This is a genomic window from Nostoc foliaceum FACHB-393 (assembly GCF_014698505.1).
Taxonomy (GTDB): domain Bacteria; phylum Cyanobacteriota; class Cyanobacteriia; order Cyanobacteriales; family Nostocaceae; genus Nostoc; species Nostoc foliaceum_A.
In genome coordinates this window covers 26,403-50,912 of record NZ_JACJTD010000012.1, presented here as the reverse complement: position 1 = coordinate 50,912, position 24,510 = coordinate 26,403, and the positions used below count along the sequence as shown (strand labels likewise).

The window sequence follows — 24,510 nt, the reverse complement described above, 5'->3', positions numbered from 1 at the left end:
TGGTGGTGTTTGTCTGCACCTGGGCGAGCCATGTTAAACCAATAACATAGTATTCCGCGATCGCTTCACCGCTGTTTGTAATTCTCCCGACAACCAGCTATCAAATTGCGGATAAACTGGCGATCGCGGCACCAATTCCCACCCAGCAGGCTGTAAAATTTCTCTCAAAGCCTGTTCCTGAACATGGGGATAATCAGGATTCACTTCATCTTTTGGCCCAATTCCACCTAAATCTCGCGCACCAGCTTCAATACAAGCAAGTAACCATCGCTCATCCTTAACTAAATTCGGGGGAATTTGAATATTAATATCTGGTGGTAAAATTTGACGTGCCCTAAAAATTACTTCTGGCAATTGATGGGGATCAAAAGGTGGTGCATCAAAAGTTTGCTGATGTCCAGGACTATGAGGTTGCAGGATGACTTCTTGAATGTGATGATAACGTTGGTGCAAGTCAGATATAGCTTCTAAAGTTTCCCACCAATCATCAGCGGTTTCTCCAATTCCTAACAGTAACCCAGTTGTAAAAGGAATCTGCAACTCTCCCGCCCATTGCAATTGTTGTAAACGAACTTCTGGTAATTTACTCGGTGCGTGCCGATGCACAGTATTTAATAATGTTGGTGTTAACTGTTCTAACATCAGCCCCATCGAAACATTCACACACTTGAGCTTTTCCATCTCTTTAAAACTCAATGGTCCTGCATTGGTGTGTGGTAAAAAACCCATTGCAAGCGCTAACTCACACAAATCATAAATCCGTTGAAACCACGCTTGACGTTTTGGCGATTGGGGATGCACTTCCCCGCTAAGGATAAGGATTTCACAGACTTTTTCGCTTTGAAGTGATTTTAAAATACTTTCTGCATCTGAGAGACTCATCCAGGCAATTTTACCCGGTTCACTGCGAAAATTGCAGTAACTACAGCGATTAAAACACTCGTAAGTAGGAACAATTGTATAAGCAGGACTATAGGTTACAAGACGACTATTATTAATTGGCATAAGTAGGATAATCTATTAGTAAAAATAACGTTCCTATTACGGTTATGATATGGACGTACAATATGAACAGTTCATCCATTAATTATGCAACACGACTTTTTTTGTATCGGAGTTAATAGTTTATCGGTCTCTAGCTGTTCAATTACTAATATACTTTTTAGGGTAAGTAAACTATCAGGCGAATTTGTAAGCGATAATCAGCAACTAAAGTAGGAGATGTTTACCAACTATTATTAGGCGCAAAATTTTTTTATGGTAAGATAGAAACTTTTGCCGAGCCGCAAGCGTGGAGAGGATTAAGGGTTAAGGTGCAATGACTGTAGGAATCATAACTAATTATCGAGACTTAAATTTTTTCAGATAAAGAAGTTCCAGTACCACCACGACGAACTTTAATTAACTCAGCACAGATACTAACAGCGATTTCCTCTGGTGTTAAAGCACCAATATCTAAACCAATTGGTGCATATATTTGATCTAAAAATTCCGGCTCGTAACCTTCATTTTGCAGCATTTTGTACACAGTGCTGACTCGTTTATTGCTGCCAACCATGCCAATATATTTTACTTTATACTTGCATAGCAGACGTAAAGCTGCTAAGTCTTGTAGATAACCTCTGGTAACTAAAGCGACATATAAACTAGTATTTTTATCTAATATTTCTTGAATTGAGGTAATAGGTTGTGCTAGCACCCGCGAGGCTTCAGGAAATCTTTCTTTTGTGGCAAAGTCTGAGCGATCGTCTTGTACAATAACTTGAAAACCTGCTATATGGGCAACCTGCGCGAGGAAAACGGCAATATGTCCTGCACCAATAATCAATAATGTTGGTGGTGGTAGTAAAGGTTCAATTAATGCTGTGGTGTGTAAAGATGCAATTACTTCTATTTCTAGGAGTAGGTAAGGTTTTTCATCTATATTAAAGGGCGTAATAATTGTTCCAGATTGCCCAGATGTTAAACTATCTAGAATTTGATTAACTAAGTTTAAGCTTTCACTACCTGACCATAACTCTAATAATACCTGCATTGTGCCACCACAAACGCCTTGAGTTTCTCGTTGTAGTGCACCAGATAAATCAATTTCTACAAATTGTTTTTTACCTGTTTTTAGTACTTGCAAAGCTTGCTGATAAACTTTTGCTTCCCCAGCGCCACCGCCAATTGTTCCCACTGTTTTACCATCGGCGCTAATGAACATTTTCGCACCTACTTCTCTGGGTGTGGAACCTTTGATACTGGTGACGGTGGCTAAAACTACAGCGCTTTTTTTTAAGGTTTTTGCTAGTTGTTGATAGAAGTTAAGCATGATGAGAACAAACCGCAGAGGCGCAGAGTACACAGAGGAAGAAAAGAGTTTAAGGTGAAGAGTTATTTAGTTGTCGCCAAACTCTTTCGGGTGTCATGGGGAGTTGGTATAGTCTACAACCTGTGGCGTTAGCATTATGCGAAGCGATCGCAAGCGCAGCGCGAATCGCATTTGCAATAGCTGGCGCTGTACAATTGGTGGTAATTTCCCCGACACCTTTAGCACCAAATGGGCCGTGGGGGTCGGCTTGTTCTATTAAAATTACTTCTATTGGTGGCATATCTGCCGCTGTGGGGATGCGATATTCTCGCAATGTTGAGTTTAAAATACATCCTTGTTGATCAAATAATAGTTCTTCACTTAAAGCATAGCCAATTCCCATTGCTATTCCACCGATTGCTTGTCCGTGACAAATTCGCGGATTAATTGCTTTACCTAAATCAATTGCTTGCACACATCGTAAAACTTGAATTTTACCTGTTTCTATATCAATTTCTACTTCCACACCTTGAACAGCAAAAGTTAAAGTTGATTCATCTGCTGCATAAGTTACCTCTTCACTTATTTCTTCTCTGCGTTCTCCGCACCTTGGCGGTTCGTTTTCTAATCTTCCCCGTAATTTTTCAGATGCTAATTTGACTGCTTGTCCAGAAATATAAACTGTTGCAGAAGCATAAGAACCAGCATCAAAAGGTGTTTCTTGGGTATCTCCAGAGATAATATTAATATCCGCAACACTCACACCTAAAACTTCTGCTGCTATTTGCCGTAAGGTAGTATCTGAACCAGTCCCAACGTCTACGGAACCAGTTCTTAATTCATATTTACTATCAGCTAAAAGTGATATTTTAACTTTGGCAATGTGGATTTTAGATAATCCACTACCTTGCATAGAAACAGCAAATCCCACACCACGGCGGCGAGAACCTTCTACGCTTGGTGGTGTACCAGGAACGTAACCAAGTGACTGCGTAACTTTTTTACAGCATTCAAGAACGCCGTAACTACCAATTAAGTTAAAATGGTCTTCAGACTTCCCTAAATTAATTACATCTCCCGGACGAATCAGATTTTTAAAACGCATTTCTATAGGGTCAATATTGAGCTTATGAGCAATTTCATCGATTTGACTTTCCATTGCAAAAGTGCCTTGAGTTGCACCATAACCGCGAAATGCACCTGCTGGCATGGTATTTGTATAGACTGCAAAACCCCGCAATCTTTTATTTGGGCAACGATACAAACCTAGAGGGATGTAACCTGATAAAAATACTACTGTCTGTCCATGATTGCCATAAGCACCTGTGTTACCAATTATTTCCATATCTTGGGCAACAAGTGTACCATCTGCCTTGACACCACTTTTGATTTTGATTGTCATCGCATGGCGGCTATTTGTGGCAGTAAATTCCTCTTTTCTGGTAAATTCCCACTGCACGGGTTTACCTGTGCGGAGGGTTGCTAAAACACAGAGGTCTTCTGATATTATTTCTTGTTTGTTACCAAATCCACCGCCAAGTTGGGCTTTATAAACACGGATTTTATCTTGAGGGAAGTTGAAAATTTGTGAGAGTAACCGCTGACAGTGAAATGGAACTTGGGTACTGGTACGCACAATTAGAGTACCATCTGATTCTAACCAACTAATAGTAATATGGGGTTCTAGGTGGACGTGTTGTACTGCTGGTAATTTGTAAGTGTTTTCGACAATTAAATCTGCTTCGGAAAATCCCTTTTCTAAATCACCAGATTCAAGAAAAATTTGTCCAGCAATGTTGCGGTTCCTATCAGTAATTTGTGATGATTCTGGTTCATCATGAATTACAACGCCACTATCATTCATTGCTTGCATGGGGTCGATAATATATGGTAATATTTCGTAATCGACGGCAATTAGTTGACAAGCTTGTTCGGCAATAGTTGGTGATTCTGCAACTACAGCAGCAATGCGATCGCCTACAAATCTTACTTTATTATCTAATAGGTAATGATCTAACGGATCGGGAACTGGTTCGGCGTGTCCGGCGGTGGTATAAGGTATCCTAGGTACATCTTCGTGGGTGAAAATCGCAACAACGCCGGGGAGTGCTTTGGCTTCTTTGGTGTCAATTTTGCAGATACGGGCGTGGGGATGAGGCGATCGCAGTACTTTAAGATGTAATAATTCAGATGGTGAAATATCTCCTGTATAGGACGCTTTTCCGCTGACAATTGCTGCACCATCCTGTTTGGGAATGCTTTCTCCTACTGAGTGGCGAGTGGGGAGTGGGGAGTTTTGAGTAGGGAGTGAGGAGTTTTGAGAAAGTCGAATACTGTCAATAATCGCTTGGTATCCAGTACAGCGGCAGAGGTTTCCTTTTAAAGCTAAACGCAATTCATCTTCTGATAATTCCGGCAATTTTATTGCACTCATAATCATTCCAGGAGTGCAAAAACCACATTGAAAACCTTGTGCTTCCAGAAATGCTTGCTGCATTGGCGCAAGTTTACCATTCTGGGAAAGTCCTTCAATAGTAGTTACCGATTGATTTTTAATTCGCATTGCCGGATAAATGCAACTATGGATAGGTGTATTATTTACCCAAACTGTACAAGCACCACAATCGCCAGAATCGCAAACACGATGAACACTAAAGCAGCCTAATTGACGTAATAAACTTAAAAGGCTAGTTCCAGGGTGACAAGTTTGTGTATAAGATTGATTATTAACTTCAAATTTTAAGTTTTCTGGCATAATAAAGCTGATAGCGATCGCTTGATTAAAACTGCCGTTAATTCTCGACGATAAATTGCACTCGCCTTGGCATCTTCAATAAAATTTACCTTCTGTAAAAACGCGAAATCTTTCATCTCTACATCGTCAAATTCTAGCAGTTGGGGTGCAGCAACACTAGCACCAATAACACAGCGCACTTGTTGATAATTGCTAGTGCTTACCACAATTGCTAAAGCTGGGTCAGTTGCTGTAATTCCAAAGCGTTGATAATGAATTTTCCATTTTAAATGGGATAGTGGAATCAAAACCCGCCTTAATATTTCTCCTGGTTGCAAAATTGTGGATTTAAAACCAAGTTGAAAATCTTTTGCGGCAACTTGATGCGACTCTCCTTTAATATTGTAAATTTCATAAGTTGCCCTCAAAGCCACCATTAATGGTGCTAAGGTTCCCACTGATAAAGCCAGACAAATATTACCTCCCACTGTTGCTACATTAATTATTTTTAATGATGCTGCTAGTCCTGCAATCGCACTTTTTAATCCCTCGATTGCTGTCCATTCTGTTAACCAGGGATATTCTAATAATTTAATTAATGGACAAGTCGCACCAATAGCTAAATAATTTTCTTCAACTTCAATTTCTGACCATCCTAACTGCTGAATATCTACCAATACTTTTAGATATGGTTGTGGTTCGGAAAATAGCCAAGTTCCACCAGCTAACCAAGCAGAACTTTCATCCCAATTGGTGATAGTTTGAATATTCTCAGGATTTAAATAAGTTTCGACATTTGGCAAATCCATCTTTCATTTAAACGCAGAGGAACGTTGAGGGAAACGCAGAGGTTTTTCAGGGTTATATTAAATATCTAGCTGAATTGTATAGCCTAATCTTTTGGGTAGGGAAATCTTATAAACATCGCCTTGATTCATCTCGTCTGGTGTCTGCATTTGATTTAAGGCAGTGACGACTTCATCAGAATTTGCCGTGAGAATGATGACGGAGCGATCGCAAGCTATGGGAAAATCATGCCAGGTGCCAATATGTAGCAATAATCCGTAGCCAGGGGAGAACCGCAATGCTTTCACTTGATTTAAGTCTGGCAAGGTTTCGCCATTATCGTGATTAGGCGATGCTAACACCATAATAAATGGTGATTGTCCCAAACCAATAAACATTTGGGTCATGTGCATATGGCGTTCTAGCCAGATTATCGGTGGATATCCTGGCATAATTTTTGCTGTTCTGAAGGTTGCTGTTCCCCGATAGCTAAAGTCAATATTTTCGCCTTCTATTACTCTTTCTTGATAAAAGGGAATTCCTAATCCAGGTTTGCTGACTTCATCGCCTAATAGATGTCCATAGGGTTTGATGTTTTCTGTGTCGGCTTCGATTACAGGGATTTTTAGAATTTGGTTTTGTGAAATAGTCATAGTTTTAACGTAGACACGTAGTGGCTTGCCGCAGGCTACCGTAGAGGATGCAGAGAGAGGAATGATTTTATTGTGATTGATTTCTCCAATTGTAAATACCTTCGCCTGTAGCTAGCCAAGTATCAGGTTTATTTTTAATATGTAGTAAACATTGTTTCAAATATTTTAACCGTAGTGGTTGACCAACAATAAATGGATGTAAGCCAATTGCCATTACTCGTCCTTGGGATTCTCCATCTTGCCAGAGTTGGTCAAATTGGTCTGTTATTGCTTGGGCAAATTCTACACCAGAAAATCGGTTACTCAAACATAAGCTAATATCATTTGCTTCTATCGTATAAGGAATAGCCAATAAACGACCATTGGGTAATGGATACCAATAAGGTTGGTCATCGTTTGCCCAGTCAGCGGTGTAAACAATTCCGGCTGAATACAATAATTCAAAAGTTGATTCGGTAATCGAAAATCCTGGAGTTAACCAGCCTTTAGGTGTTTTTCCAGTAGCTTGACGTAGCAAAATTAGAGTTCTATCAATTATATCTATTTCTGTTTCCCGAACCATGCCACTATGACCAGTAGAATTATTAATGCCATGTGCCATTACTTCCCAGCCATATTTATGTATAGCTGCCATAATTTCGGGGTAAAATGTACAAATTTCGCCGTTGACTGCGGCTGTTACCGGAATTTCTAACTCGGCAAATAGTTCAAATAAACGCCAAATACCAACACGATTACCATAGTCTCGCCAACCATAGTTAGCAATTTCTGGATAACTATTTAAATGAGGTTGAATTGCTGTTCCTAGTGTGCCAAAACTGAAATGTTCTACATTCATCACCACCCACACAGCAACTCTGGCATTATTCGGCAATTTTAATCCGGGACGTTGCGTAATCGGTTGAAAAAATGGAGGCTGCATCATGAACAATTAAAAATTAAAAATTAAAAATTTATTCTTTTCGCAAGCAAGTAGGTACAGTTGATACTGATTACTCCAAATTCAAAACTCCTAATGAGTAGGACAAAAGGGTAGTCACTAATTTACCTAGTGTCGCCAAAATTTGAGGTGTAGCTGCCCGTAGCATATCACTGATGATTAAGCTGATGATTTGGATGTTCATGATTTGTGACGACAGGTGATGCTGCCGTTACCAAGTTTTTTTTCTTGGGCTTGGATTTCCAGTAGTTGGATAATTGTCACAAATCTATAACCTTGTGCCTTCAAAGCATTGATAATTTGTGGTAAAGCTTGGACAGTCCGAGAACGATTGCCACCACCATCATGCATCAGGACAATTGCCCCTGGTTTGGCGTTGTTTAGCACATTTTTGACCAATGTTGGCACTTGAGGCGAAGGACGTTTAGCGTCTCCTGACTCTTCTGACCACATCATGACAGCGTAATTCTGATTTTTGGCGTAGTTGGCTAATCCATTATTCAAAAAGCCGCCAGGAGGACGAAACAAAGTAGTTTTCACTCCTGTAGTCTTGTAGATGATGTCTGCTGTGTGATTTATTTCATTAGCCGCAGTAGCTGCGTCCATGTGACGATACCAATGATGCCATGTATGATTCCCAATTACATGACCATCAGCAGCCACTTGCTTGGCAACTTGGGGAAAAGACTTTACCATTTGCCCAAGCATAAAGAATGTCGCTTTAATGTTATTTTTCTTCAAAATTTCTAAAATCTGTACCGTATTTTTGGGGTTAGGGCCATCATCAAAGGTCAAGGCGATGACTTTCTCATTTGCTTTTAGTTTCGCCTGATAAATGATTGTTCCCTGAAAAAGCTTTGGTACTTCATTCATCTGGTCTTTAACTGGGGTGATAGACTCTGCATCTGCACTCATTTCCCTACCTAAACTCGTTTTAGCACTCTCGGCTTTTGGCTTTTGAATTTCGAACAGATGGTCAAGTTTAGTTGTGCCTACAAGCAGACTGAGACCCCCACTACCTACACCAGCAAGCAATGTAATAACTACTACCTTTAATAACTGTGATAATTTAAGATTAGACACATTAAATCTCCTTAAATATTAGTCATTAGGCATTGGGAAGAATTTAGCCCCTATTATTTACTCCCTCATCCAGGGCAAACGCATCTTATTTACTAATAAAAACTAAGGGAAATTCCAAAATGACATAAATAATTGTAAAAATTGGTAAAATCATAAATAAAACAAATCAAATATTTTTTTCAAAATGTGAATTAGCTTATCTTCAACTGAATGATTAATCATCAATACTAAAATAATTCAATTATGAGCTACATAAAAATATATTTACTTAGAGAATAAATAAAACTTTTATGTAAAACATTCAACTCAACTTTTGATGTACTATTTTAAGCTAACGCTAAAATACTTAGTAAATATTTGTTATCCATCGCCGCGAGGAACTGTTTATTTTTGATTCCACGTTTGACACGCTTCTCTTGAGTTAAAAGGTTGACTGCAATATGTCTGAGAATTGCAAAATTCTGTGGAGCATTATCTTTTCCCCTACGACAGTCATCTTCTCTTAAGGCAACATCCAATAGCCAATGCAATGAATTTTCAATTCCCCAATGACTGCGAATAGAATTACCAAACTGTTTAGCATCTGACTCAAGGCTACTGATAAAATACCGAGTTTCAACCGTTGTTTCACTTCTGGAATTGCTGTAATTTCATTTGATTTCTCATCTACTTTTACTTGTCCCAGCACTAATTTATTTGTAGTTGCCCAGGCACTTACCATTATAATTGCGCTTTGGTCACTACTTGTATCATAAGAACCACGTAAAGTTTTCCCATCAAGTGCGACAACTTCACCATCAGTTATCTTCTGTATTGATTTCATCCAGCTCAGAAAACATTCCTGGAACTGTTGAGGATTTATTTGTGCAAATACTCTTGCAAATGTATCGTGGGACGGAATCCCATTTGGTAATTCTAAAAATGTTTTTAACCATTCATACTTTGCACAACCATAAGTCTCTACGGCTACCCAACCATCCGCACCACAAATCACAGCACATACGGCAATGGTCATGATATCGATTAATTTATGTCGTTTGGTGCGATCTATTCGTGGATCTTGTATCACCGCAAAATGGTCAGCAATCGTAATTTTGGGTTTGAGCTTCATAGAGAGGAGAATAAGAACGTAATTCTTCTTTCTGATAAATGTGAGAATACCACGTTCAATGAAGGGCAGCCGTCCTCACTTTCACAGCATCTGTAAAAGTCACTTTGATCCGGAGGGCGATGGTGTAACCGCCCTTCCCGGTGGCGATCGCATAAAGTGAGTTTTTCTTTGTGCTGATCTTCTCATGATTCCTAGTCATTAATCTAAAACTATTGAGAATCAGACTGTGAGAAAACCTACGCTAGAAGAGTGGAGAACTGACTGTGAAAGCTTAGGCAGCCGTCAGCTGCCTCTAACTCCCCCTCGTAATGATTATCATTTTTATAATGAGTGAGATTTAATTTCCTCAAAGCCTTATGTAGTTTGAGTCTTGGTGTATTTCACCTTGATTCAGGCTCGTCAATATTTAGATGCGTTTGCCCTGGATCCCAATTTGACCAAATTTATATGTTAAACGTTCAATTCGTTTTAAACTAAGGTTAATTCCCCAACCCGTCAAAGTTGTACAGGCGGCTTCAAATGAGCTAGTGATTGCGCCGTATTGGGCAACTGTTGACGATACTAATGGGGTTAGGCCATCTGACATCCCCAACCACGTTAATAACGGGTATACTCCGTGAGTAGAGATTTTATTTTTGGTCTTAACTGTTGAATTCTTTCTTACCATATATGGTAATTTTAAAGTAACTAAAACATTTCCGACGGTTAATATTTCTCGCTTTCTATAACCGTGTTTTTGCATCTTACCATCCCACCAGCCTCTTGTTTGAATCATAGCTGTTTGATTAGCTGATTCAGATTGTGAGAGGGTATATAACAAAATAGCAATACATTGACCAGCTAAAATAAGTGCAGTTTCTCTAATTTCTCTTTCTCTTTCTTCAAGAACTTTCCCATTCCATTCCGTGATGTTCGTCAATTCTAAATATTTTGTTACCTGTGAAGAAAAGTCTGATAATGATTTACTTAAATCTAAAGTTGCACATATTTTTTTTTCCATTAAGATAGATAATCCCTGTCTCTAAATTATTGCTCAAAGGGAATCCTAGCCTTTTTTGGGTCAAAAAAGAGAGTCTTGCAACTTGTGACTCAAACTCATCTTTCTTTTTAAAGTGTTAATACGGCTTAATAAGTATAAATTTATTTGCACTACTGGGGAAATGATTTAGCGATCGCTTGTTTTTCACCGGCTCTGACAAAACCGCATAGCTCCCGCTACTGCTGTGGCGACTTTGAATTAATGGGTAAAGCCAGTTGAGTTTTAGAAGAGGGGTATGAAATGGGATACAGCCATTTGCGAAATAATTGCGTTAGACGCGGCATAATCACATAAGTGAGCAGAGCGACACCGAGTCCTGTGCTAATCAGTTGATTGAGCAATAGAGGTAGCCCAGACAGCAACGGTACTAGCAAACGATTGAGCTGAGGAAGCGTGAAGAATACTCCTAACCAGCTCACTAACGCCATTTTGTAGCGGGGTGGTGGAGACATCATAGGTTTGTTTGAGAGAGTAAACCAGGTTTCCAATCCGGTCAGGGTTTGAATATCTTCTGGCTTTTCAATCAAGGGTTGCAATCGCTCAATCCATTCCCGCCGAAGATCTGATTCTAGCCAGGTCTTGAGATTGTCGTAGCAATCGAACTTGAGAATGACCACGTACTCAGGATGGGCGTGATCCTGGGGTCGAATAGTACTGACACCCAGATGCCCCTTGAATTTTCGTGCATCTGCCGCAATGCCATGAAACCATGCTTCGTAACCTTCCTCGCGCCCCGGTCTCACTACATGACAGATCACAGCTGTGACTAAATAATTTTCTTCACTGCTATTAATCGCCGATGGTTCATCCAACATAGAATCTAACTTTATAGGTAATTTGATCTTTAAAAAAGAAAAACGGCTCTTACCTTGCCTGTACAGACCCTAAAACTGAAACGTCGTCCGAATGGTGCCAACAAAAATGGTGTCATTATTGCTGTTGTGATCGGGGTTGATAATGACAACCGCACCAGGAGTAATTGAGACATTATCGTTCACTTGCAATCGATATAAGGCTTCAAAATGCAATGAGGTGTTGCGATCTATTACCCCAAACTCATTGCTGATTACTTTGGGGGGTTGTCCAAAGACAAAGCCCAATAGATTGCCTTCCTTGCCCAAATCTGGGAATCCAAAATTAACAGCATAGTAAAAAATCTCAGCCGTGGGATCATTGGGGATATCTTGTGCCGATGCTTGGAGATATCCTACCCAGCCCCCTAATCTGAAGGCAGGGTTGACGAGCCAGGAAGCTGCAAGACTATAGCTATTCCCAACAATGTTTTTACTGGCTCCATTGAACGGGTCATTGGTAATAGTACTACTTGTACTGATATCGATCGCATTCAAAGAACGAGCATAGGTTAAGCCAAAAATTAAGGATTTCGTAGGTTTTAATGTCAGTTGTGCTAGGGCAGAGTAGGAACCATCAAATAATCCAGATCCCGCAGTCGGGTTGTTGGCTTCACTAGCAAGATAAACCAGTGCCAAATTGATGGCTGAGTTGAAGTTATAACTGATACCAATGCCTGTCCCACCTGTTTCTTCACGATAGATAGGGCTGCGAATCCCCAATGCGGAGATAGAACCTCTGCCATCACTTCCCAAAAGAGGGTTAATGGTATCGACCACATCAAACAACGTACCTTGAGCGATCGCACTCACCTTAACAGCAGACCCGATGGAAAATTGATAATAGAGTTGATTGAGAATTAACTGATTACCTGTATCACTATCAAAACTGAGGCGAGCCATATTTGTGCCTGTGGCTTCCCTAAAGTTGGGAATATTGCCAGCCTGAAATCGAATTCTCAGTAAATCTTGCCCCGTAAAACTGGTGTTAAATATCAACCGCACGCGATCGCTAAAAATGATATTATCACCGACCTTACCCCTGGAGCCAGGTGTTTCTCCTGCTGGTACAGCTTTATCATCGCCAAATGCACCACTCATCGCAAAAACTACTTCTCCAGTAAATTTTGTCGTCGTCGAGAATTGCTGAGACTCGAATTGATCTGTGCGTGTTGCTAAGGAATCTACCCGTCCACGCAATATTGAGAGTTCTGCTGCAAATTCCTTTTGAAGTCTTTGCAAAGTTTGTAAATCTTCTCTCTTAATCACATCTGCTGTCGTACTTTCTAGTAGCTGATTGAGCCGAGCCAGACAAGCATTCAACCCGACAGCAAATTCATAGCGAGTGATTGAGCGATTGCCTTGAAATTTTTGATCGGGATAACCAACAATGCAGTCGTAGCGATCAACTAATGCTTGTAATGCTTGAAATGCCCAATCTGTAGGCTGCACATCAGTAAGCTGATTCACAGATGTGACTTGCTCGGGCAACGTATCTTCGGCAGTAGCAGACCTAGAAAGGCATTGCTGAGTAAGGCATACTCCAAAGATCAGAGATGACGAGAGAATTAATTGAGAAAAAAGTTTCATTGAGAACAACCACCTTAGAGACACCAGATTGTTCGGCAATTTTTTACCAAGAAGTAGTTGTCACCGCTATGTTTCAAGTAAAGTTGATAACCTAGCGATGACAATACCAACTCAGTTACACACGAGCTAAAATAGACACTTTCTTATTATTTACTGGGAGATCCAGCACTTGAGTTTGCTGCATAGCTGGTCATCAGGTTTTTGTAGTCAGGAATAAACCCTGCTAAAAGACTACCTAGCCCTTCAATATCGTTACGCCAGTCACGGTGCAATTCACCCACAACGCTAAACCAATTGACCAATTGAACTCCAGCACGAGACATTCGATCCCAAGCTGCATAGCGACAGGCTTCATCAAAGGTTCCAGAGGCATCGGTGACAACAAAAACGTCATAACCTGCCTCCAATGCCGAAAGCGCACAAAAAGTAACACATACATCGGTGACAATCCCGGCAATGATTAATTGCTTTTTGCCTGTGGCTTCTACTGCTTTCACAAAGTCCTCGTTGTCCCAAGCGTTGATCTGTCCGGGGCGGGGAATAAAGGGAGCATCGGGAAACTTCTCTTTCAGTTCAGGGATGATGACACCATTGGGGCCATCCTCAAAGCTAGTTGTCAAAACTGTAGGCAGGTTAAAAAACTTGGCTGCACTTGCCAGTGCTAACACATTATTTTTGAAGTCGGCTGCACCAATATCACGCACAAGTGAGAACAGTCCAGTTTGGTGAGCGACCAGCAGCACCGCAGCATTATTTTTGTCTAACCGGTTGTACTTGAATGTAGACATGAGTTATTGATCCTAATTTGAGTTATTGGGAATGAGGAATTGCAGAATGCTCTAAATAGCTTATGGCGTAAGCTGTTGCGAGATGGATTCAGTGTCCCAACGCGCCTAAAGGACGCAGCGAGCGCCGTCTGCGGGGATTTTGAGACCGATGAGGTAGTCGGCGACGATGTCGTTGACACAGGCATTGCCGACGGTGAGGGCTACACCGTGCTGTTCGCCCTCGACGGTCAGCAGGCTCGCGCCGAGCGTCTTGGCGAGGCTGATGCCGCCTTCGTGCCATGCCTTGCCATATTCGGAGCCGCCGCGAATGTTGGCGATCGCCATCGCCTAAAAGGAAGGTCTGACCGCAACCGATCGGATTCGATTACCTTGTTCAGGCTTTGTTCTCGTAGGTGATCAGAAAAAAATTTCACAGTAATCGATTCCTTTTACGCTGCATTGCTGGTTTCATCCTTGACTTCGGTGAATGCTTTTAATTCGACCATCTTGCCGCCGCGAAAGCGCCAGACATCGCAGTACGAGTAATGAGTCGCCCTCCCGTCTTTGTCCTTCAGGGTGAGGTCGCCCAGTGCCGTGACGAAATCCCCCTCAGCGATTAAGTTCGCAACGATATTCAAAGGCGGTTCCACATACTCTGTTACCATCCATTGACGAACGGCTTCTTTTCCTTTAAGGGTCTTGTCACCTACAAATGTCCATTCCGTGTCGTCGGCGCAGAACGACAAGAATCCTTCATAGTTGCCTTGGGCGATCGCCGCGTTTGCCGCTTCTAAAATTGCTTTATTGTTCTGTGACATCTGAATCTCTCCTCTGTTCAAAGCAAAAAAGTGGTGTGAGTTGTTATGCTGTTGCCCCTCACTGGTTTACTTCTAGGGACTGGTAAACGGCTTACATTGAATCGCCTTCACATTTCGCAGATAGTTCAACTGTGGCTCGAAGTCAGTAGGACAGAAGACATAAACATTGTCCTGCGACAGGCTGATGACCAAACGGTAGCTGGGTGGAATCCCTTCAGAACCTTCGATCACTTCGATTCTGGGAATCACTTGTGAACTGACTTGAGCCAGGGATGGAAAATTGAACAGTAGGAGTACGCCGAACAGAATTGTGATTGCGATTGTGGTTGTAGTTGTGATTTTGATTGAAAGAATCTTTCGGTTCATTAGAAATCTTCTGTGGCTTATGGTTGTGTAATGTTCTGTTGTTTCCAGGGAAGCGGGGATCGATAGGGGTTTTCGTGCATATCCAGGACTTCCCAGGTGGTTGGATTGACTCGCCCTGTAACTGGGATTCTGTATCGTCGCTGGAGATCGCGTACCGCAGACACTGTGACCGCACCAAAGATGCCATCGACGATCGCCCCTCTTGGATTGCCTAGCCTCACACCTGCGGCTCCTAAAAAGCCATTGTCTTGAAGGATGCGCTGTAACAATTGCACGTTTTTGCCGCGATCGCCTTGGCGTAAGGTAGGTAAGGTTAAATCAGTGTAGGCAGTGGCGATTAGAATGGGGGAGGTTTGTTGTGGAGGAATGCTGTGTGAGATCGCGGGATGAGTGAATGAACCTCCGAGCAATCCTGTTGCGATCGTTAGTATTCCGAAAATGAGTTGAGGTTTCATGATTGTCCTCCTGATGGAGATTGGTTTTATTTCGCATCAATTTGCGTCGGAGTGATTACTCCACTCGCTTTGAGACCTGCAACGAGGTCGGTCACTTGACGTTGAGCCTCTGCACTCAGGGAGTCAAAGTCGTCTAAGAAGAATTGACGTTCTAGCGTTAACTTCCGGGTATTGAGCAACCCTTCGATCTGCCAACCTTCGTCGCATTTCGTTACGACGTATAGCGGTAGCGAATCTCGTGACGGTGAAGTTTCAGTTTGTCCGGGCAGTATTACCCTGATAACTACGTGCATGAGCGCGAGTTGCGAGTTCACGAAGCGGACAAAATTCACCTCACCCTCCAGGCGTGTTCCTTTGATAACTGTGTCGAACGCTTGCTGATGAAATGCAGCGATTTCTTTTCGACCCTTGAGATGTGTGCCCTCGAACGTGAGGAAATCGGCAGTTTTGCTGAACGGGGCAGCAAAGCCTTCCCCGCTACCTCGATTCCAAGCATCAATCATCTGGTGAAGGAAAGCACGGATTGCCGACTCGTCAGCAGTAGTGGTGGTTTGAGCTGTTTGTGAATTCACACTCTTGAGTTCTCCTTTTAAGTGATAGACCAGTTTTCGAGCAGCATAAATTGTGTTATTAACGCTTGCAAAACTCACGGGACAATTGCAGTCACGCGAATTTCAATCCGCATCGTGGGTAGTCCAAGCGCCGCGACTCCTACCTGTGTCCAGATCGGAGCGTGGTTCGGCATATAATGACGAAATAGCTTGGACATCACTTCGTTAACCTCCGGGGGAAACCCGCCAACATGGTAAGAATTAACGTGAACCACATGCTCCCAACCCGCACCAGCCGTCGCCAAGGTTCGCTCGACGTTCCGGAACGCCTGAGCAATCTCGTCTGCAAGCGATTCGGTAATTTGCAGATTGTCATCCCAGCCGCCTTGCCCTGATATCTCCACTCGATTGTCAATTTTTACCGCTTGTGAGTAATGCAATTGATTTAACAGATATTCCCCATAACCAGGGGTAACAAAAAACTTTGGCTTATTCATGGTGTTCCTCATGTAGTACGTTTGACTCTATCTCGCGTTGCTGAAACGAGTTTGTTTCGGCATCATCCGATTTAGACCCTAATGTTCAGAATTCACTTGCCATGTAATCACAATGATTTCTGCAAACAGTAAGACAACTATTAGCCGCGAAAACGCTTGTAAAATGGCTTCCATTGCCCAGTTCTGACTCTGAACTTCCCAGAGCATCCAAACAATATTGAATCCAATCACCAACCAGGGTAGAATTACCGCTGAATTCCGCCTGCGATAGAAGCGAATCGCTGTCTCACGCCAAAATGGAAAGGTACTGAGAATACAAGCGATGTAGGACGCTCCTGCACTAATGAACAAGCTTGTTTGAAGACCCGAAGGCAGGTTTGGGTATCCAAGCGCGATCGCCGTTAGACAAACTCCCAGCGCCAGATACAGGAAAGTAAACAAGGTAAATTGTTTCATTTTTTGCAAATAAAGCTCAGCGATAATATATTCCTGTGTGGCTGACATAACTCAGCCGATGAACAACAATTAGTCCACATGTAGCACAGCCTTAACCTGAAAATCTGCGCCCGATCAAATCAGCCGCTGTTACGCCTGCTTCACGCCATGAAACTGCTCGATCGATGTGCGTTTTGAGCCGCCCCTGCTCAACTAACCTCAGTAGACGAGCCAGCCCAGAACTAGCACTTTCCATTTCTACTTCGGTATACAGCGTGAACCCCTAAAGCGTGCGCTGTCCTCCATTCTCGAAATAGAAGTCTGGTAGGGACAGCTTCATCTCGTTGCCGCTGCTACTGCCATAACAAACGCAGGTGCCTCCTTGAGCCAAAAACGCAGTTAGCTTCCCGACCAATTCACCTCCTACTCCATCGACAATCAGTCGATAAGGCGCGAACTGCTCGGCTTCTTGCCCAATCTCGGTCACCACCACTTCATCCGCGCCGTAATCTCGCACAAATGCTTCTTGCGCTGGCTGACGAATTTGGGCAACGACGCTGGCTCCCATCATCCGAGCAAGCTGCATGGCGAAGAGTCCCACTCCCCCTGTTGCCCCTGTGATCAGCACCCGACTTCCTAGTAAACGAGATCCCTTTTCCACTGCATACAGTGCTGTTAACCCTGCGACGGACAGTGTAGCCGCATCGGTATGTGATATGCTCTGGGGAATAATAGCCAGAAAGCGAGTCGAAATTGCTACATATTCTGCCCAGCCCTCCGAGCGGATAGAGAGGGCAACAATTTTTGTCCCTGTGGGTGGACCACTACCGTCCTGTGCTGTTTGTTCAACAACGCCAACGACATCCCAGCCAATTGGAGTGCCCAGTGGATCATTTTGCGATCGCTTCAATTCGCCCCGATTCATCGAAAATGCCTTGACGCGAATCAAGCACTCGTTAGCCTTCGGAGTAGGAACTTCAGTGTCTTGAAAGGTGAGGTTGCCAACGGCATCTGGTGAACTCACGAGTCTACGCATCGCAATATCCTTGTGTGTAGAGGGCTATAGTTTCATGTTCTAGATAGAACTGTTTCAATCAACTCGCTGTATATCCACCATCGATCGCTAAGGGTTGTCCCGTGATATAGCTAGTGGATCGGTTTAAGGTGAAGCAATCGTGAAATCACTTTAGAAAAAAGCTTAGACAAATCTTGCAAGCATTAGACTAAGAGCAAAGGAAAAGGCATGAACGCTGACATGGGATAACATCGCAGCCTCAAGCGAGTATTGCCAAAAGAGCCAACCAAAAGCAATGCCAGCAATCCCATTGAGTAATATCGCTCGGACAATCACAACTGGAGTGAGGGAAACGATCACGGCAGTCGCTGGCAGGTGTAGTAGTCCAAATACCAACGCGGCTAGAACGATCGCACCCTGGTAAATCCCTTGACTTGGCAACGTAACGCCTTGTTTTAGCCCTTTCCACGCGATCCAAACAAGCAGCGACATTAAACCCCAGCGCATCAGAATTTCCTCAGTGATGCCGCCATAGAACATTGCTGTAAGCAAATTCAACCCACTTGGCTCTGTATTATTGGCTGCCCGTAGCGCTTCAGGTAGGACAGGTTGCATCAACTGATCGAGCAACAAGAGAACGATCGCCGTCGCTGCACCTACACCCAAGCTCCACTTCATCTCAACGGCAAAAGATGGAGACTTAGCGATGTGAAACACCCAATGATCAATCAAATGGGAGCGTAATCCAACACGATAGGCACAACCAATTCCGATCAGAATGCTGATTGCCAGTAGAACTGTAAGCTGTAGTCCTTGCAGAAGCATTAAAATCCGCAGTGGAGGCAATTTTTCCAGTGTTTCTGGAGACAGTTTCGCTAACTGTTCCTCGACTAAAGGAATAGACGCGATCGTAGACATCACAATTCCCACACTACCCAATACAAATAAAATGCCGAATTGTTTCAAAATTGCCATTGGCTTAATCTCCAGATGATCCATCCTATCAGCCCATGCCAGCAGCTATCATCACCGGAATTGTGGGCAAGTTGAAAACGACGTGAACGACAACAGCAGTCCAGACTGATCCACTACGGCGGTAGATTTCGGCAGTGGCAAGACCTGCTACCACCGCCGCAGGAAAGACGATATTGATGCCGTGAGCGATCGCGAAGATCAAAGTGCTGCCCACGACTGCGATAATCGGACGACTGTAGCGGAGCAGAACAGTAGTGATCACACCCCGGAAGAGCAACTCCTCGCCAAGGGGGGTGAGAAAACCAAAAAACACCGTAGCCAGAACCAGAGATAGCACCCCGCCACTGCCACCCTGAGCGTACACCCCCTGAATATTTTCGGTGTTCCCAGTAATCTGAATCCAGACCAGAATCGCCAGTCCTTTGAGGACGAAAGCAACCAGTCCGACTCCGACTCCAATGAGGAGCCACCGCCGGGTGGTTCGACGAACGCCGAAGGGTCTGAGGGAACGAATGCGTAGCAGCACAGCGGCTGCAAACCCTGCAATGCCAGCGATACCAGACAGAGCGCTGAAGACCAGTCCGTAGACCACAGGATCGAGTCCGAGCCGCGAGAGTTGCGAGCCGCCCACAAACCCAACGAAAAGGACGACAAGACCAACAATGCATTCGGGCAAACCTGGACGGGGAACCTTGTTAGGTTGAGACGAGGATGCGGCAGTCTTTCCTAAGTCCGGCAGGTGGTTAGAAGAATCTTGAGACATGATGATGAACTCCTTTCAAAACGTTGCCCCGACTGACTACGACTTCGGATGGCGCTTGGCAAAATTCCAGATAATGGCACTGGCATCGGGACCGGCATGATCGATATAAATACCGTCTCCAGCAGGTCCTGGCCAGACATGTCCCATATCCTGGACGAGATACGACTCAATGAGAGATGAACCGTCCGGCGCAGTGATGGTAGTGTGGGTGTACGAATGCTTGCCCTGTTCTGAAGGCACCGTTGTCGTCTTTTCGAGTAGGTTCAGGCTGTCGTTAAGCAGATCGTCATCAACAAAATCACTTACCGCAGTCCAGTGTGCAACCAGCCGAGTGGCAACGAGGGGCGGAACGACGGCATCCTCCTCACCTTGGATGACGAGTAGTGGCACCTGCCGCGCCCGCTCGCCCATCTGCGACCACGCCTGACGTGCAGTGTAGTCTGGTGGCGTGGAATTAGGGTTGTCCGGGTTCACCTGGTTCAGTCCGTACTCGCCCCCTGCAACCGATGTCACCGTTGCGAAGACATCGGGGTAGGTCACGGCGAGAATAACAGCAGCACCCGCACCCGATGAGGCACCGGCGACATGTACTTGTGCTAGATTTGCATTGTACGCCTCGACCACCTGTTGGGCAACGCCAGCGAGAAGCGCCGGTTCTCCGCTGTAGCGGTGCTGCTCTCGTGGGTCAGTCGAGTTCCAGCAATTGATCATGTTGCGAAACATCCGTTGTGTCGGGTAGACAACGATGAAGCCTTCGCTGTCAGCCAAGCGGTTGAACTGCGTTGTGGACTTCATTGAGTTCCATCCGTAACCCGTCATTCCGCAGCCGTGAATCGCCATGATCACTGGCAGTTTGATTGTGCCATCAAACTGAGGCGGAAGGTGAACCTGGTAACGCAGAGAACCGATATCGCTTTTGTACACATGATTGTGGTCTCCTGCCTGCATCCACCAGGGCAGCCCAAACTGGAAAGCCGCAGTGACGATGCCGATGGCGATCGCACCTGTGACGAGGATACTAGAGGTGATCCAGAGCGATCGCCATCGCCTACGAGGAAGGTCTGACCGCGATTGATCGGACTCGAACACTTCGTCCAGATTTCGTTCTTGCGGGTGATCAGAAAAAATTTTCATAGCGATCAATTCCTTTCATCCTTGTGCTGAAAATTCAGCCCGTGCCAGCAAATACCATTTATGAGTTCAACGTCTTTTCAATCCGGCGATCAGGAATGAGCCACAGGACTGCAACCAGAACGTATAATGCACATGCAAGCCAAGGGGTTGCAAAAGCAAGTGGAATTGAACCTGCATAAATCAAGACCGATAACTTGCCTTTCAAATTCCGACCCAGAGCGTTCGCAAGTGTGGAATCTTGACCGTGGTGAAAAATAAGGGTGCGGGTCAGAGTGAAGTAGGCGATAACTCTGACGGGATTCCTTCGGATCGCAGCCAGCAATAGAACCACAGCATAAAGCGCCACAGGCAACGCAGCAAAGTGATTTTCACCCATCCATGCGGTGACAAAGGGAAATAATGATAACCAGAACAACAAATGTAGGTTTGCCCACAAAGTTGAACCATTCACTTGTCGGACTGCTTGAAACAGGTGATGGTGATTGTTCCAGTAGATACCAATATGCACGAAACTCAACACATAGCTTAGAAAGGTTGGAATCAGCAGACGTAGCGCAGCTAAATCTGACTCATGAGGTATTTTCAACTCCAGTACCATAATGGTGATGATAATAGCAATTACCCCATCACTGAATGCTTCTAACCTACCTTTAACCATTTTTGGGTATGCTCCTTGTCTGCTTTAGCAATTTGCAATTTGTTAGCCTTACACAGTTGGGGAACGCTCCAAGGCGACTCGATCCCAATGTCCTAAGTTGGCTGCTGCTTCATAGGTGCTTTGGAGAAAAGCAAGGAGCATTGCATCTGGATCGTCAGCTTGTCTCACTGCTTCATAGGGTAGGATAAACTCTTGCATCTCTGAGCTGTAAAAAGCTTCTCTGGGTTGGATCGGGTAATCACGGAAACCTTCCGGCGTAGGGTAAGCGTAAGCGTAAAAAACAGGCTCCACAATTGACCCACCCCCTGGCCAAAAGCCGCAACTACTAACTTCGTGTGAATAGGCTTCGCGCGTGACCCAATCTGCCATATTCGGAACCCCACCGGGATGTTCTGGCGCACGACGACCAGAGAAACGGGTCACAGCCAAGTCAAAGCTGCCCCAAAAGAAATGCACAGGGCTGGATTTACCAGTAAACTGTGAACGGAAGACGGTCATGATGCGATCGACTTGCACAAGAATTTGCCAGAATCGTTGTGCATATTCTGGATCATAAGCTGCGTGCTGATAGTCCTGATCAAACGGGATGGGTTCTGACACTTCTTGCGGCATCGTCCAGATTCGGACTTCGATGCCGATGTTGCTCAATGTAGTTAGCACCATTTGGTAAAAATCTGCCACAGAGCGAGGAGACAGTGCAATTCTTTTAGCGATGCCGTCGCTAGTGTCGATTTGTAGTTGATGGTCGAGAAAATCAAAGCTAATTTGAAAGTTACGAGTTCCGCAAGGGATTGAAGCAGTTGTTAGTCCACGCGGTGTGACATAAAGAGTAGATTGCCACCAGTGATTGAGTTTAGGTGCCAGTGCCAACCGGATTTTACCGATGACTTGCGTCCATAGATGGAGAGTTGCATAGGTATCCTGCCAAGCTGCTAAGGGCAAACTGGGCCAAACGATGTCAATGGAAGTACTTTGATTAGAAACAGCCATAAAAATCACCCACATGAGGAGAACATGTTGAAGAAGAAGGAAATCTAGATGAAATTAGAATCGCTATCAATCGCTATCAATAGTCTTTTCCCTGTTCATCTGCAAAATTCACGGGACGATGATTTGTTCAGATGCCTGCGATCAACTTTCGCGGCTAGTCGCGCCCTGCGACAATAATCTTTTCTACTAGACCGATAGGATTAGAAAACATCGCCTCATGACTACCCGGCATTTGCACGAGTCGAAATAGCCCCAAGCGGCTAGACATCCTGGGATGCCAACCCCCCTCCCTTTGAGGTAAGACATTGTCTTCTGTACAGTAGAGGTAGCTTTTGGGAATGGGCAGCGAGTAAAACTGCTTCAGGTCTAATTTGTCAATAAACGGTTGATACGGTTCAGGCGATAATTGCGCGTAGCTCGATTTCGCCAGGTCGAGGTCAGCATCGTTGAGAAACGCTTCTCGCCAAATCTCAAATGGCATCGTTATCGTATTATCGTCCGATTCTTTCGCTAGAGAGTCGAATAACGCTTGAGTGTCAGGTGGGATGTTGTCTCTGAGGCTCTCACCATCATTGAGGACAAAGGCATTGAAAAAGATTAGCCGTCGAATCCGATAGCCAATGGCTTCAGCAACTTTGGCAATAATGCTGCCGCCGAAACTATGTCCGAGTAGGACGATATCGGTTAAGTCTTTATCGACAATGTAATCGACGATCGATTGCGTGCATTGAGCGTGGTTGACGTTTTTATTCGCGCCTTTTCCATGTCCGGCAATTGTGGGAGCAAAAGCCTGATGACCTTTCGCTTCTAGATGTTGGATAACCGCGTTCCACGCAGAACCATCGTGCCACGAGCCGTGAACTAAGACAAAAGTTGACATTGGATGACTCCTTACAATGCGTAAGTCCTATTCTGTTCTAATGACATTGAAAGTTTCTCTTTTGCTGTCTGCAACGAATTCATTACGTTTCTGTAGCAGCGGCAGGTAAAGTTCCAGGTGTCCCTAAAATTTCGTCGCCAATCTCGGCAGAAATCCGATCAACCAGCGATCATTATTAAAAACTCGATGATTGATCTGCTTGATGACGCTGCTTGAGACCTGCAACGAGGTCGGTCACTTGACGTTGAGCCTCTGCACTCAGGGAGTCAAAGTCGTCTAAGAAGAATTGACGTTCTAGCGTTAACTTCCGGGTATTGAGCAACCCTTCGATCTGCCAACCTTCGTCGCATTTCGTTACGACGTATAGCGGTAGCGAATCTCGTGACGGTGAAGTTTCAGTTTGTCCGGGCAGTATTACCCTGATAACTACGTGCATGAGCGCGAGTTGCGAGTTCACGAAGCGGACAAAATTCACCTCACCCTCCAGGCATGTTCCTTTGATAACTGTGTCGAACGCTTGCTGATGAAACGCAGCGATTTCTTTTCGACCCTTGAGATGCGTTCCCTCGAACGCGATGAAATCGGCAGTTTCGCTAAACGGAGCAGCGAAGTCTTCACTGCTGCCTCGATTCCAAGCATCAATCATCTGGCGATGGAAAGTACGGATTGTGGACTCGTCAGCAGTAGTAGTGGTTTGAGCTGTTTGTGAATTCATAGTTTTGAGCGATTAGATTAGAGTGATCCGGTTGCCTCAATTTCAGGGGTATAAATCGTTTCGTCTTCTTTGCGCCAAGCTGGATCAACTAGACAAACGAAAACAATGGGTTCGTTGCCGTAGTTGTGAAGGAACTGGATTGCATTTGGAGGAATGTAAACCGCATCACCTGGTTCAATGCGACGAACTTCACTGTCGATCGCCATTTCCCCAACACCGCTAATGATGTAATAAACCTCAGAAGTCTTTAGGGAATGGGGAATCGAAGTTTTGCCAACCGGCAAGATCGCATACGCCAAACTGTAACGCAAGTTGATGTCTTGTTTGTCAGGATGAAGCAGTTCGCGCAGAACAGTTCCATCTCCAGCGATAATTTCTTCACAGTCGTTTAGTTTTTGGATCAGCATAAGT

The 24,510-nt window shown here is 44.2% G+C and carries 29 protein-coding genes and 2 pseudogenes; all 31 read right to left on the bottom strand.

Annotated features, from left to right (window positions below; genetic code table 11):
- Positions 1–33 precede the first annotated feature (33 nt).
- The gene (gene cofG / locus H6G92_RS12450) at positions 34–1,005 is read right to left on the bottom strand and encodes a 7,8-didemethyl-8-hydroxy-5-deazariboflavin synthase subunit CofG (RefSeq protein ID WP_190893993.1); all 972 of its coding nucleotides are present in this window, start codon (positions 1,003–1,005) and stop codon (positions 34–36) included.
- Between the two features lie 346 nt (positions 1,006–1,351).
- Positions 1,352–2,314, bottom strand: a complete 963-nt coding sequence (locus H6G92_RS12445; protein WP_190893992.1) for an XdhC family protein — start codon at positions 2,312–2,314, stop codon at positions 1,352–1,354.
- 49 nt (positions 2,315–2,363) lie between these two features.
- Positions 2,364–5,048, bottom strand: a complete 2,685-nt coding sequence (locus H6G92_RS12440) for a molybdopterin-dependent oxidoreductase (protein ID WP_190893991.1) — start codon at positions 5,046–5,048, stop codon at positions 2,364–2,366.
- Positions 5,033–5,836 (bottom strand): FAD binding domain-containing protein, encoded by an 804-nt coding sequence (locus tag H6G92_RS12435; protein ID WP_190893990.1) that lies wholly within the window; start codon positions 5,834–5,836, stop codon positions 5,033–5,035. Before H6G92_RS12435 ends, H6G92_RS12440 begins: the two co-directional genes overlap by 16 nt.
- Positions 5,837–5,893: 57 nt before the next feature.
- Positions 5,894–6,466 (bottom strand): ureidoglycolate lyase, encoded by a 573-nt coding sequence (locus H6G92_RS12430; RefSeq protein ID WP_190893989.1) that lies wholly within the window; start codon positions 6,464–6,466, stop codon positions 5,894–5,896.
- Positions 6,467–6,533: 67 nt separating this feature from the next.
- Positions 6,534–7,388, bottom strand: a complete 855-nt coding sequence (locus H6G92_RS12425; protein ID WP_190894086.1) for a polysaccharide deacetylase family protein — start codon at positions 7,386–7,388, stop codon at positions 6,534–6,536.
- 70 nt (positions 7,389–7,458) lie between these two features.
- Entirely contained in the window at positions 7,459–7,590 is a 132-nt protein-coding gene (locus H6G92_RS40270) for a hypothetical protein (RefSeq protein WP_277926740.1), read from the bottom strand.
- Positions 7,587–8,489: a polysaccharide deacetylase family protein gene (locus tag H6G92_RS12420; RefSeq protein ID WP_313889960.1), complete on the bottom strand. Its 903-nt coding sequence runs from the start codon at positions 8,487–8,489 to the stop codon at positions 7,587–7,589. Before H6G92_RS12420 ends, H6G92_RS40270 begins: the two co-directional genes overlap by 4 nt.
- A gap of 326 nt (positions 8,490–8,815) precedes the next feature.
- A pseudogene (locus tag H6G92_RS12415) lies at positions 8,816–9,600 on the bottom strand (ISAs1 family transposase).
- A gap of 55 nt (positions 9,601–9,655) precedes the next feature.
- Entirely contained in the window at positions 9,656–9,799 is a 144-nt protein-coding gene (locus H6G92_RS12410; RefSeq protein WP_190893988.1) for a hypothetical protein, read from the bottom strand.
- Between the two features lie 225 nt (positions 9,800–10,024).
- A pseudogene (locus H6G92_RS12405) lies at positions 10,025–10,600 on the bottom strand (ISLre2-like element ISCst1 family transposase); the annotation flags it as partial.
- A gap of 215 nt (positions 10,601–10,815) precedes the next feature.
- On the bottom strand, positions 10,816–11,454 hold the full coding sequence (locus tag H6G92_RS12400; protein ID WP_190893986.1) for an antibiotic biosynthesis monooxygenase: 639 nt from the start codon (positions 11,452–11,454) through the stop codon (positions 10,816–10,818).
- Positions 11,455–11,523: 69 nt separating this feature from the next.
- Entirely contained in the window at positions 11,524–13,080 is a 1,557-nt protein-coding gene (locus tag H6G92_RS12395; RefSeq protein ID WP_190893985.1) for an iron uptake porin, read from the bottom strand.
- A gap of 146 nt (positions 13,081–13,226) precedes the next feature.
- A complete protein-coding gene (gene ycaC / locus H6G92_RS12390) occupies positions 13,227–13,868 on the bottom strand; it encodes an isochorismate family cysteine hydrolase YcaC (RefSeq protein ID WP_190893984.1) in 642 nt (213 codons plus the stop codon).
- 105 nt (positions 13,869–13,973) lie between these two features.
- Complete coding sequence (locus H6G92_RS12385) at positions 13,974–14,192, bottom strand: alpha/beta hydrolase (protein ID WP_190893983.1); 219 nt, start codon at positions 14,190–14,192, stop codon at positions 13,974–13,976.
- A 104-nt stretch (positions 14,193–14,296) separates the two neighbouring features.
- Entirely contained in the window at positions 14,297–14,665 is a 369-nt protein-coding gene (locus H6G92_RS12380) for a nuclear transport factor 2 family protein (protein ID WP_190893982.1), read from the bottom strand.
- Positions 14,666–14,737: 72 nt separating this feature from the next.
- Positions 14,738–15,031: a hypothetical protein gene (locus H6G92_RS12375; protein ID WP_190893981.1), complete on the bottom strand. Its 294-nt coding sequence runs from the start codon at positions 15,029–15,031 to the stop codon at positions 14,738–14,740.
- A gap of 17 nt (positions 15,032–15,048) precedes the next feature.
- Positions 15,049–15,486 carry a peptidoglycan-binding domain-containing protein gene (locus tag H6G92_RS12370; protein ID WP_190893980.1) on the bottom strand — a complete coding sequence of 146 codons (438 nt, stop codon included), beginning with the start codon at positions 15,484–15,486 and terminating at the stop codon, positions 15,049–15,051.
- Positions 15,487–15,512: 26 nt separating this feature from the next.
- Entirely contained in the window at positions 15,513–16,136 is a 624-nt protein-coding gene (locus H6G92_RS12365) for an SgcJ/EcaC family oxidoreductase (protein ID WP_313889959.1), read from the bottom strand.
- Positions 16,133–16,534 carry a RidA family protein gene (locus tag H6G92_RS12360; protein ID WP_041457408.1) on the bottom strand — a complete coding sequence of 134 codons (402 nt, stop codon included), beginning with the start codon at positions 16,532–16,534 and terminating at the stop codon, positions 16,133–16,135. Before H6G92_RS12360 ends, H6G92_RS12365 begins: the two co-directional genes overlap by 4 nt.
- A 78-nt stretch (positions 16,535–16,612) precedes the next feature.
- Complete coding sequence (locus tag H6G92_RS12355; RefSeq protein ID WP_242059105.1) at positions 16,613–17,038, bottom strand: hypothetical protein; 426 nt, start codon at positions 17,036–17,038, stop codon at positions 16,613–16,615.
- 43 nt (positions 17,039–17,081) lie between these two features.
- Positions 17,082–17,225, bottom strand: coding sequence for a hypothetical protein (locus tag H6G92_RS39365; RefSeq protein WP_242059104.1), 144 nt, complete (start codon positions 17,223–17,225; stop codon positions 17,082–17,084).
- 27 nt (positions 17,226–17,252) lie between these two features.
- Positions 17,253–18,005 (bottom strand): zinc-binding dehydrogenase, encoded by a 753-nt coding sequence (locus tag H6G92_RS12350; protein ID WP_242059103.1) that lies wholly within the window; start codon positions 18,003–18,005, stop codon positions 17,253–17,255.
- A gap of 162 nt (positions 18,006–18,167) precedes the next feature.
- A complete protein-coding gene (locus H6G92_RS12345) occupies positions 18,168–18,959 on the bottom strand; it encodes a CPBP family intramembrane glutamic endopeptidase (protein WP_190893979.1) in 792 nt (263 codons plus the stop codon).
- 28 nt (positions 18,960–18,987) lie between these two features.
- On the bottom strand, positions 18,988–19,722 hold the full coding sequence (locus H6G92_RS12340) for a CPBP family intramembrane glutamic endopeptidase (protein WP_190893978.1): 735 nt from the start codon (positions 19,720–19,722) through the stop codon (positions 18,988–18,990).
- Between the two features lie 36 nt (positions 19,723–19,758).
- Positions 19,759–20,856, bottom strand: coding sequence for an extracellular catalytic domain type 1 short-chain-length polyhydroxyalkanoate depolymerase (locus H6G92_RS12335; protein WP_190893977.1), 1,098 nt, complete (start codon positions 20,854–20,856; stop codon positions 19,759–19,761).
- A gap of 58 nt (positions 20,857–20,914) precedes the next feature.
- Entirely contained in the window at positions 20,915–21,514 is a 600-nt protein-coding gene (locus H6G92_RS12330; protein ID WP_190893976.1) for a TMEM175 family protein, read from the bottom strand.
- A 48-nt stretch (positions 21,515–21,562) separates the two neighbouring features.
- On the bottom strand, positions 21,563–22,504 hold the full coding sequence (locus H6G92_RS12325; protein ID WP_190893975.1) for a DUF5996 family protein: 942 nt from the start codon (positions 22,502–22,504) through the stop codon (positions 21,563–21,565).
- Positions 22,505–22,658: 154 nt separating this feature from the next.
- Positions 22,659–23,384, bottom strand: a complete 726-nt coding sequence (locus tag H6G92_RS12320) for an alpha/beta hydrolase (RefSeq protein WP_190893974.1) — start codon at positions 23,382–23,384, stop codon at positions 22,659–22,661.
- Between the two features lie 175 nt (positions 23,385–23,559).
- On the bottom strand, positions 23,560–24,099 hold the full coding sequence (locus tag H6G92_RS12315) for an SgcJ/EcaC family oxidoreductase (RefSeq protein WP_190893973.1): 540 nt from the start codon (positions 24,097–24,099) through the stop codon (positions 23,560–23,562).
- Positions 24,100–24,116: 17 nt separating this feature from the next.
- Positions 24,117–24,506 (bottom strand): cupin domain-containing protein, encoded by a 390-nt coding sequence (locus H6G92_RS12310; RefSeq protein WP_190893972.1) that lies wholly within the window; start codon positions 24,504–24,506, stop codon positions 24,117–24,119.
- Between the last annotated feature and the right edge of the window lie 4 nt (positions 24,507–24,510).

What these genes read in the sequence shown, in the direction of transcription:
- cofG (WP_190893993.1), bottom strand. Translation starts at nt 1,005, where the DNA reads ATGCCAATTAATAATAGTCGTCTTGTAACCTATAGTCCTGCTTATACA.
- H6G92_RS12445 (WP_190893992.1), bottom strand. Translation starts at nt 2,314, where the DNA reads ATGCTTAACTTCTATCAACAACTAGCAAAAACCTTAAAAAAAAGCGCT.
- H6G92_RS12440 (WP_190893991.1), bottom strand. Translation starts at nt 5,048, where the DNA reads ATGCCAGAAAACTTAAAATTTGAAGTTAATAATCAATCTTATACACAA.
- H6G92_RS12435 (WP_190893990.1), bottom strand. Translation starts at nt 5,836, where the DNA reads ATGGATTTGCCAAATGTCGAAACTTATTTAAATCCTGAGAATATTCAA.
- H6G92_RS12430 (WP_190893989.1), bottom strand. Translation starts at nt 6,466, where the DNA reads ATGACTATTTCACAAAACCAAATTCTAAAAATCCCTGTAATCGAAGCC.
- H6G92_RS12425 (WP_190894086.1), bottom strand. Translation starts at nt 7,388, where the DNA reads ATGCAGCCTCCATTTTTTCAACCGATTACGCAACGTCCCGGATTAAAA.
- H6G92_RS40270 (WP_277926740.1), bottom strand. Translation starts at nt 7,590, where the DNA reads ATGAACATCCAAATCATCAGCTTAATCATCAGTGATATGCTACGGGCA.
- H6G92_RS12410 (WP_190893988.1), bottom strand. Translation starts at nt 9,799, where the DNA reads ATGACTAGGAATCATGAGAAGATCAGCACAAAGAAAAACTCACTTTAT.
- H6G92_RS12400 (WP_190893986.1), bottom strand. Translation starts at nt 11,454, where the DNA reads ATGTTGGATGAACCATCGGCGATTAATAGCAGTGAAGAAAATTATTTA.
- H6G92_RS12395 (WP_190893985.1), bottom strand. Translation starts at nt 13,080, where the DNA reads ATGAAACTTTTTTCTCAATTAATTCTCTCGTCATCTCTGATCTTTGGA.
- ycaC (WP_190893984.1), bottom strand. Translation starts at nt 13,868, where the DNA reads ATGTCTACATTCAAGTACAACCGGTTAGACAAAAATAATGCTGCGGTG.
- H6G92_RS12385 (WP_190893983.1), bottom strand. Translation starts at nt 14,192, where the DNA reads ATGGCGATCGCCAACATTCGCGGCGGCTCCGAATATGGCAAGGCATGG.
- H6G92_RS12380 (WP_190893982.1), bottom strand. Translation starts at nt 14,665, where the DNA reads ATGTCACAGAACAATAAAGCAATTTTAGAAGCGGCAAACGCGGCGATC.
- H6G92_RS12375 (WP_190893981.1), bottom strand. Translation starts at nt 15,031, where the DNA reads ATGAACCGAAAGATTCTTTCAATCAAAATCACAACTACAACCACAATC.
- H6G92_RS12370 (WP_190893980.1), bottom strand. Translation starts at nt 15,486, where the DNA reads ATGAAACCTCAACTCATTTTCGGAATACTAACGATCGCAACAGGATTG.
- H6G92_RS12360 (WP_041457408.1), bottom strand. Translation starts at nt 16,534, where the DNA reads ATGAATAAGCCAAAGTTTTTTGTTACCCCTGGTTATGGGGAATATCTG.
- H6G92_RS12355 (WP_242059105.1), bottom strand. Translation starts at nt 17,038, where the DNA reads ATGTCAGCCACACAGGAATATATTATCGCTGAGCTTTATTTGCAAAAA.
- H6G92_RS39365 (WP_242059104.1), bottom strand. Translation starts at nt 17,225, where the DNA reads ATGGAAAGTGCTAGTTCTGGGCTGGCTCGTCTACTGAGGTTAGTTGAG.
- H6G92_RS12350 (WP_242059103.1), bottom strand. Translation starts at nt 18,005, where the DNA reads ATGCGTAGACTCGTGAGTTCACCAGATGCCGTTGGCAACCTCACCTTT.
- H6G92_RS12345 (WP_190893979.1), bottom strand. Translation starts at nt 18,959, where the DNA reads ATGGCAATTTTGAAACAATTCGGCATTTTATTTGTATTGGGTAGTGTG.
- H6G92_RS12340 (WP_190893978.1), bottom strand. Translation starts at nt 19,722, where the DNA reads ATGTCTCAAGATTCTTCTAACCACCTGCCGGACTTAGGAAAGACTGCC.
- H6G92_RS12335 (WP_190893977.1), bottom strand. Translation starts at nt 20,856, where the DNA reads ATGAAAATTTTTTCTGATCACCCGCAAGAACGAAATCTGGACGAAGTG.
- H6G92_RS12330 (WP_190893976.1), bottom strand. Translation starts at nt 21,514, where the DNA reads ATGGTTAAAGGTAGGTTAGAAGCATTCAGTGATGGGGTAATTGCTATT.
- H6G92_RS12325 (WP_190893975.1), bottom strand. Translation starts at nt 22,504, where the DNA reads ATGGCTGTTTCTAATCAAAGTACTTCCATTGACATCGTTTGGCCCAGT.
- H6G92_RS12320 (WP_190893974.1), bottom strand. Translation starts at nt 23,384, where the DNA reads ATGTCAACTTTTGTCTTAGTTCACGGCTCGTGGCACGATGGTTCTGCG.
- H6G92_RS12315 (WP_190893973.1), bottom strand. Translation starts at nt 24,099, where the DNA reads ATGAATTCACAAACAGCTCAAACCACTACTACTGCTGACGAGTCCACA.
- H6G92_RS12310 (WP_190893972.1), bottom strand. Translation starts at nt 24,506, where the DNA reads ATGCTGATCCAAAAACTAAACGACTGTGAAGAAATTATCGCTGGAGAT.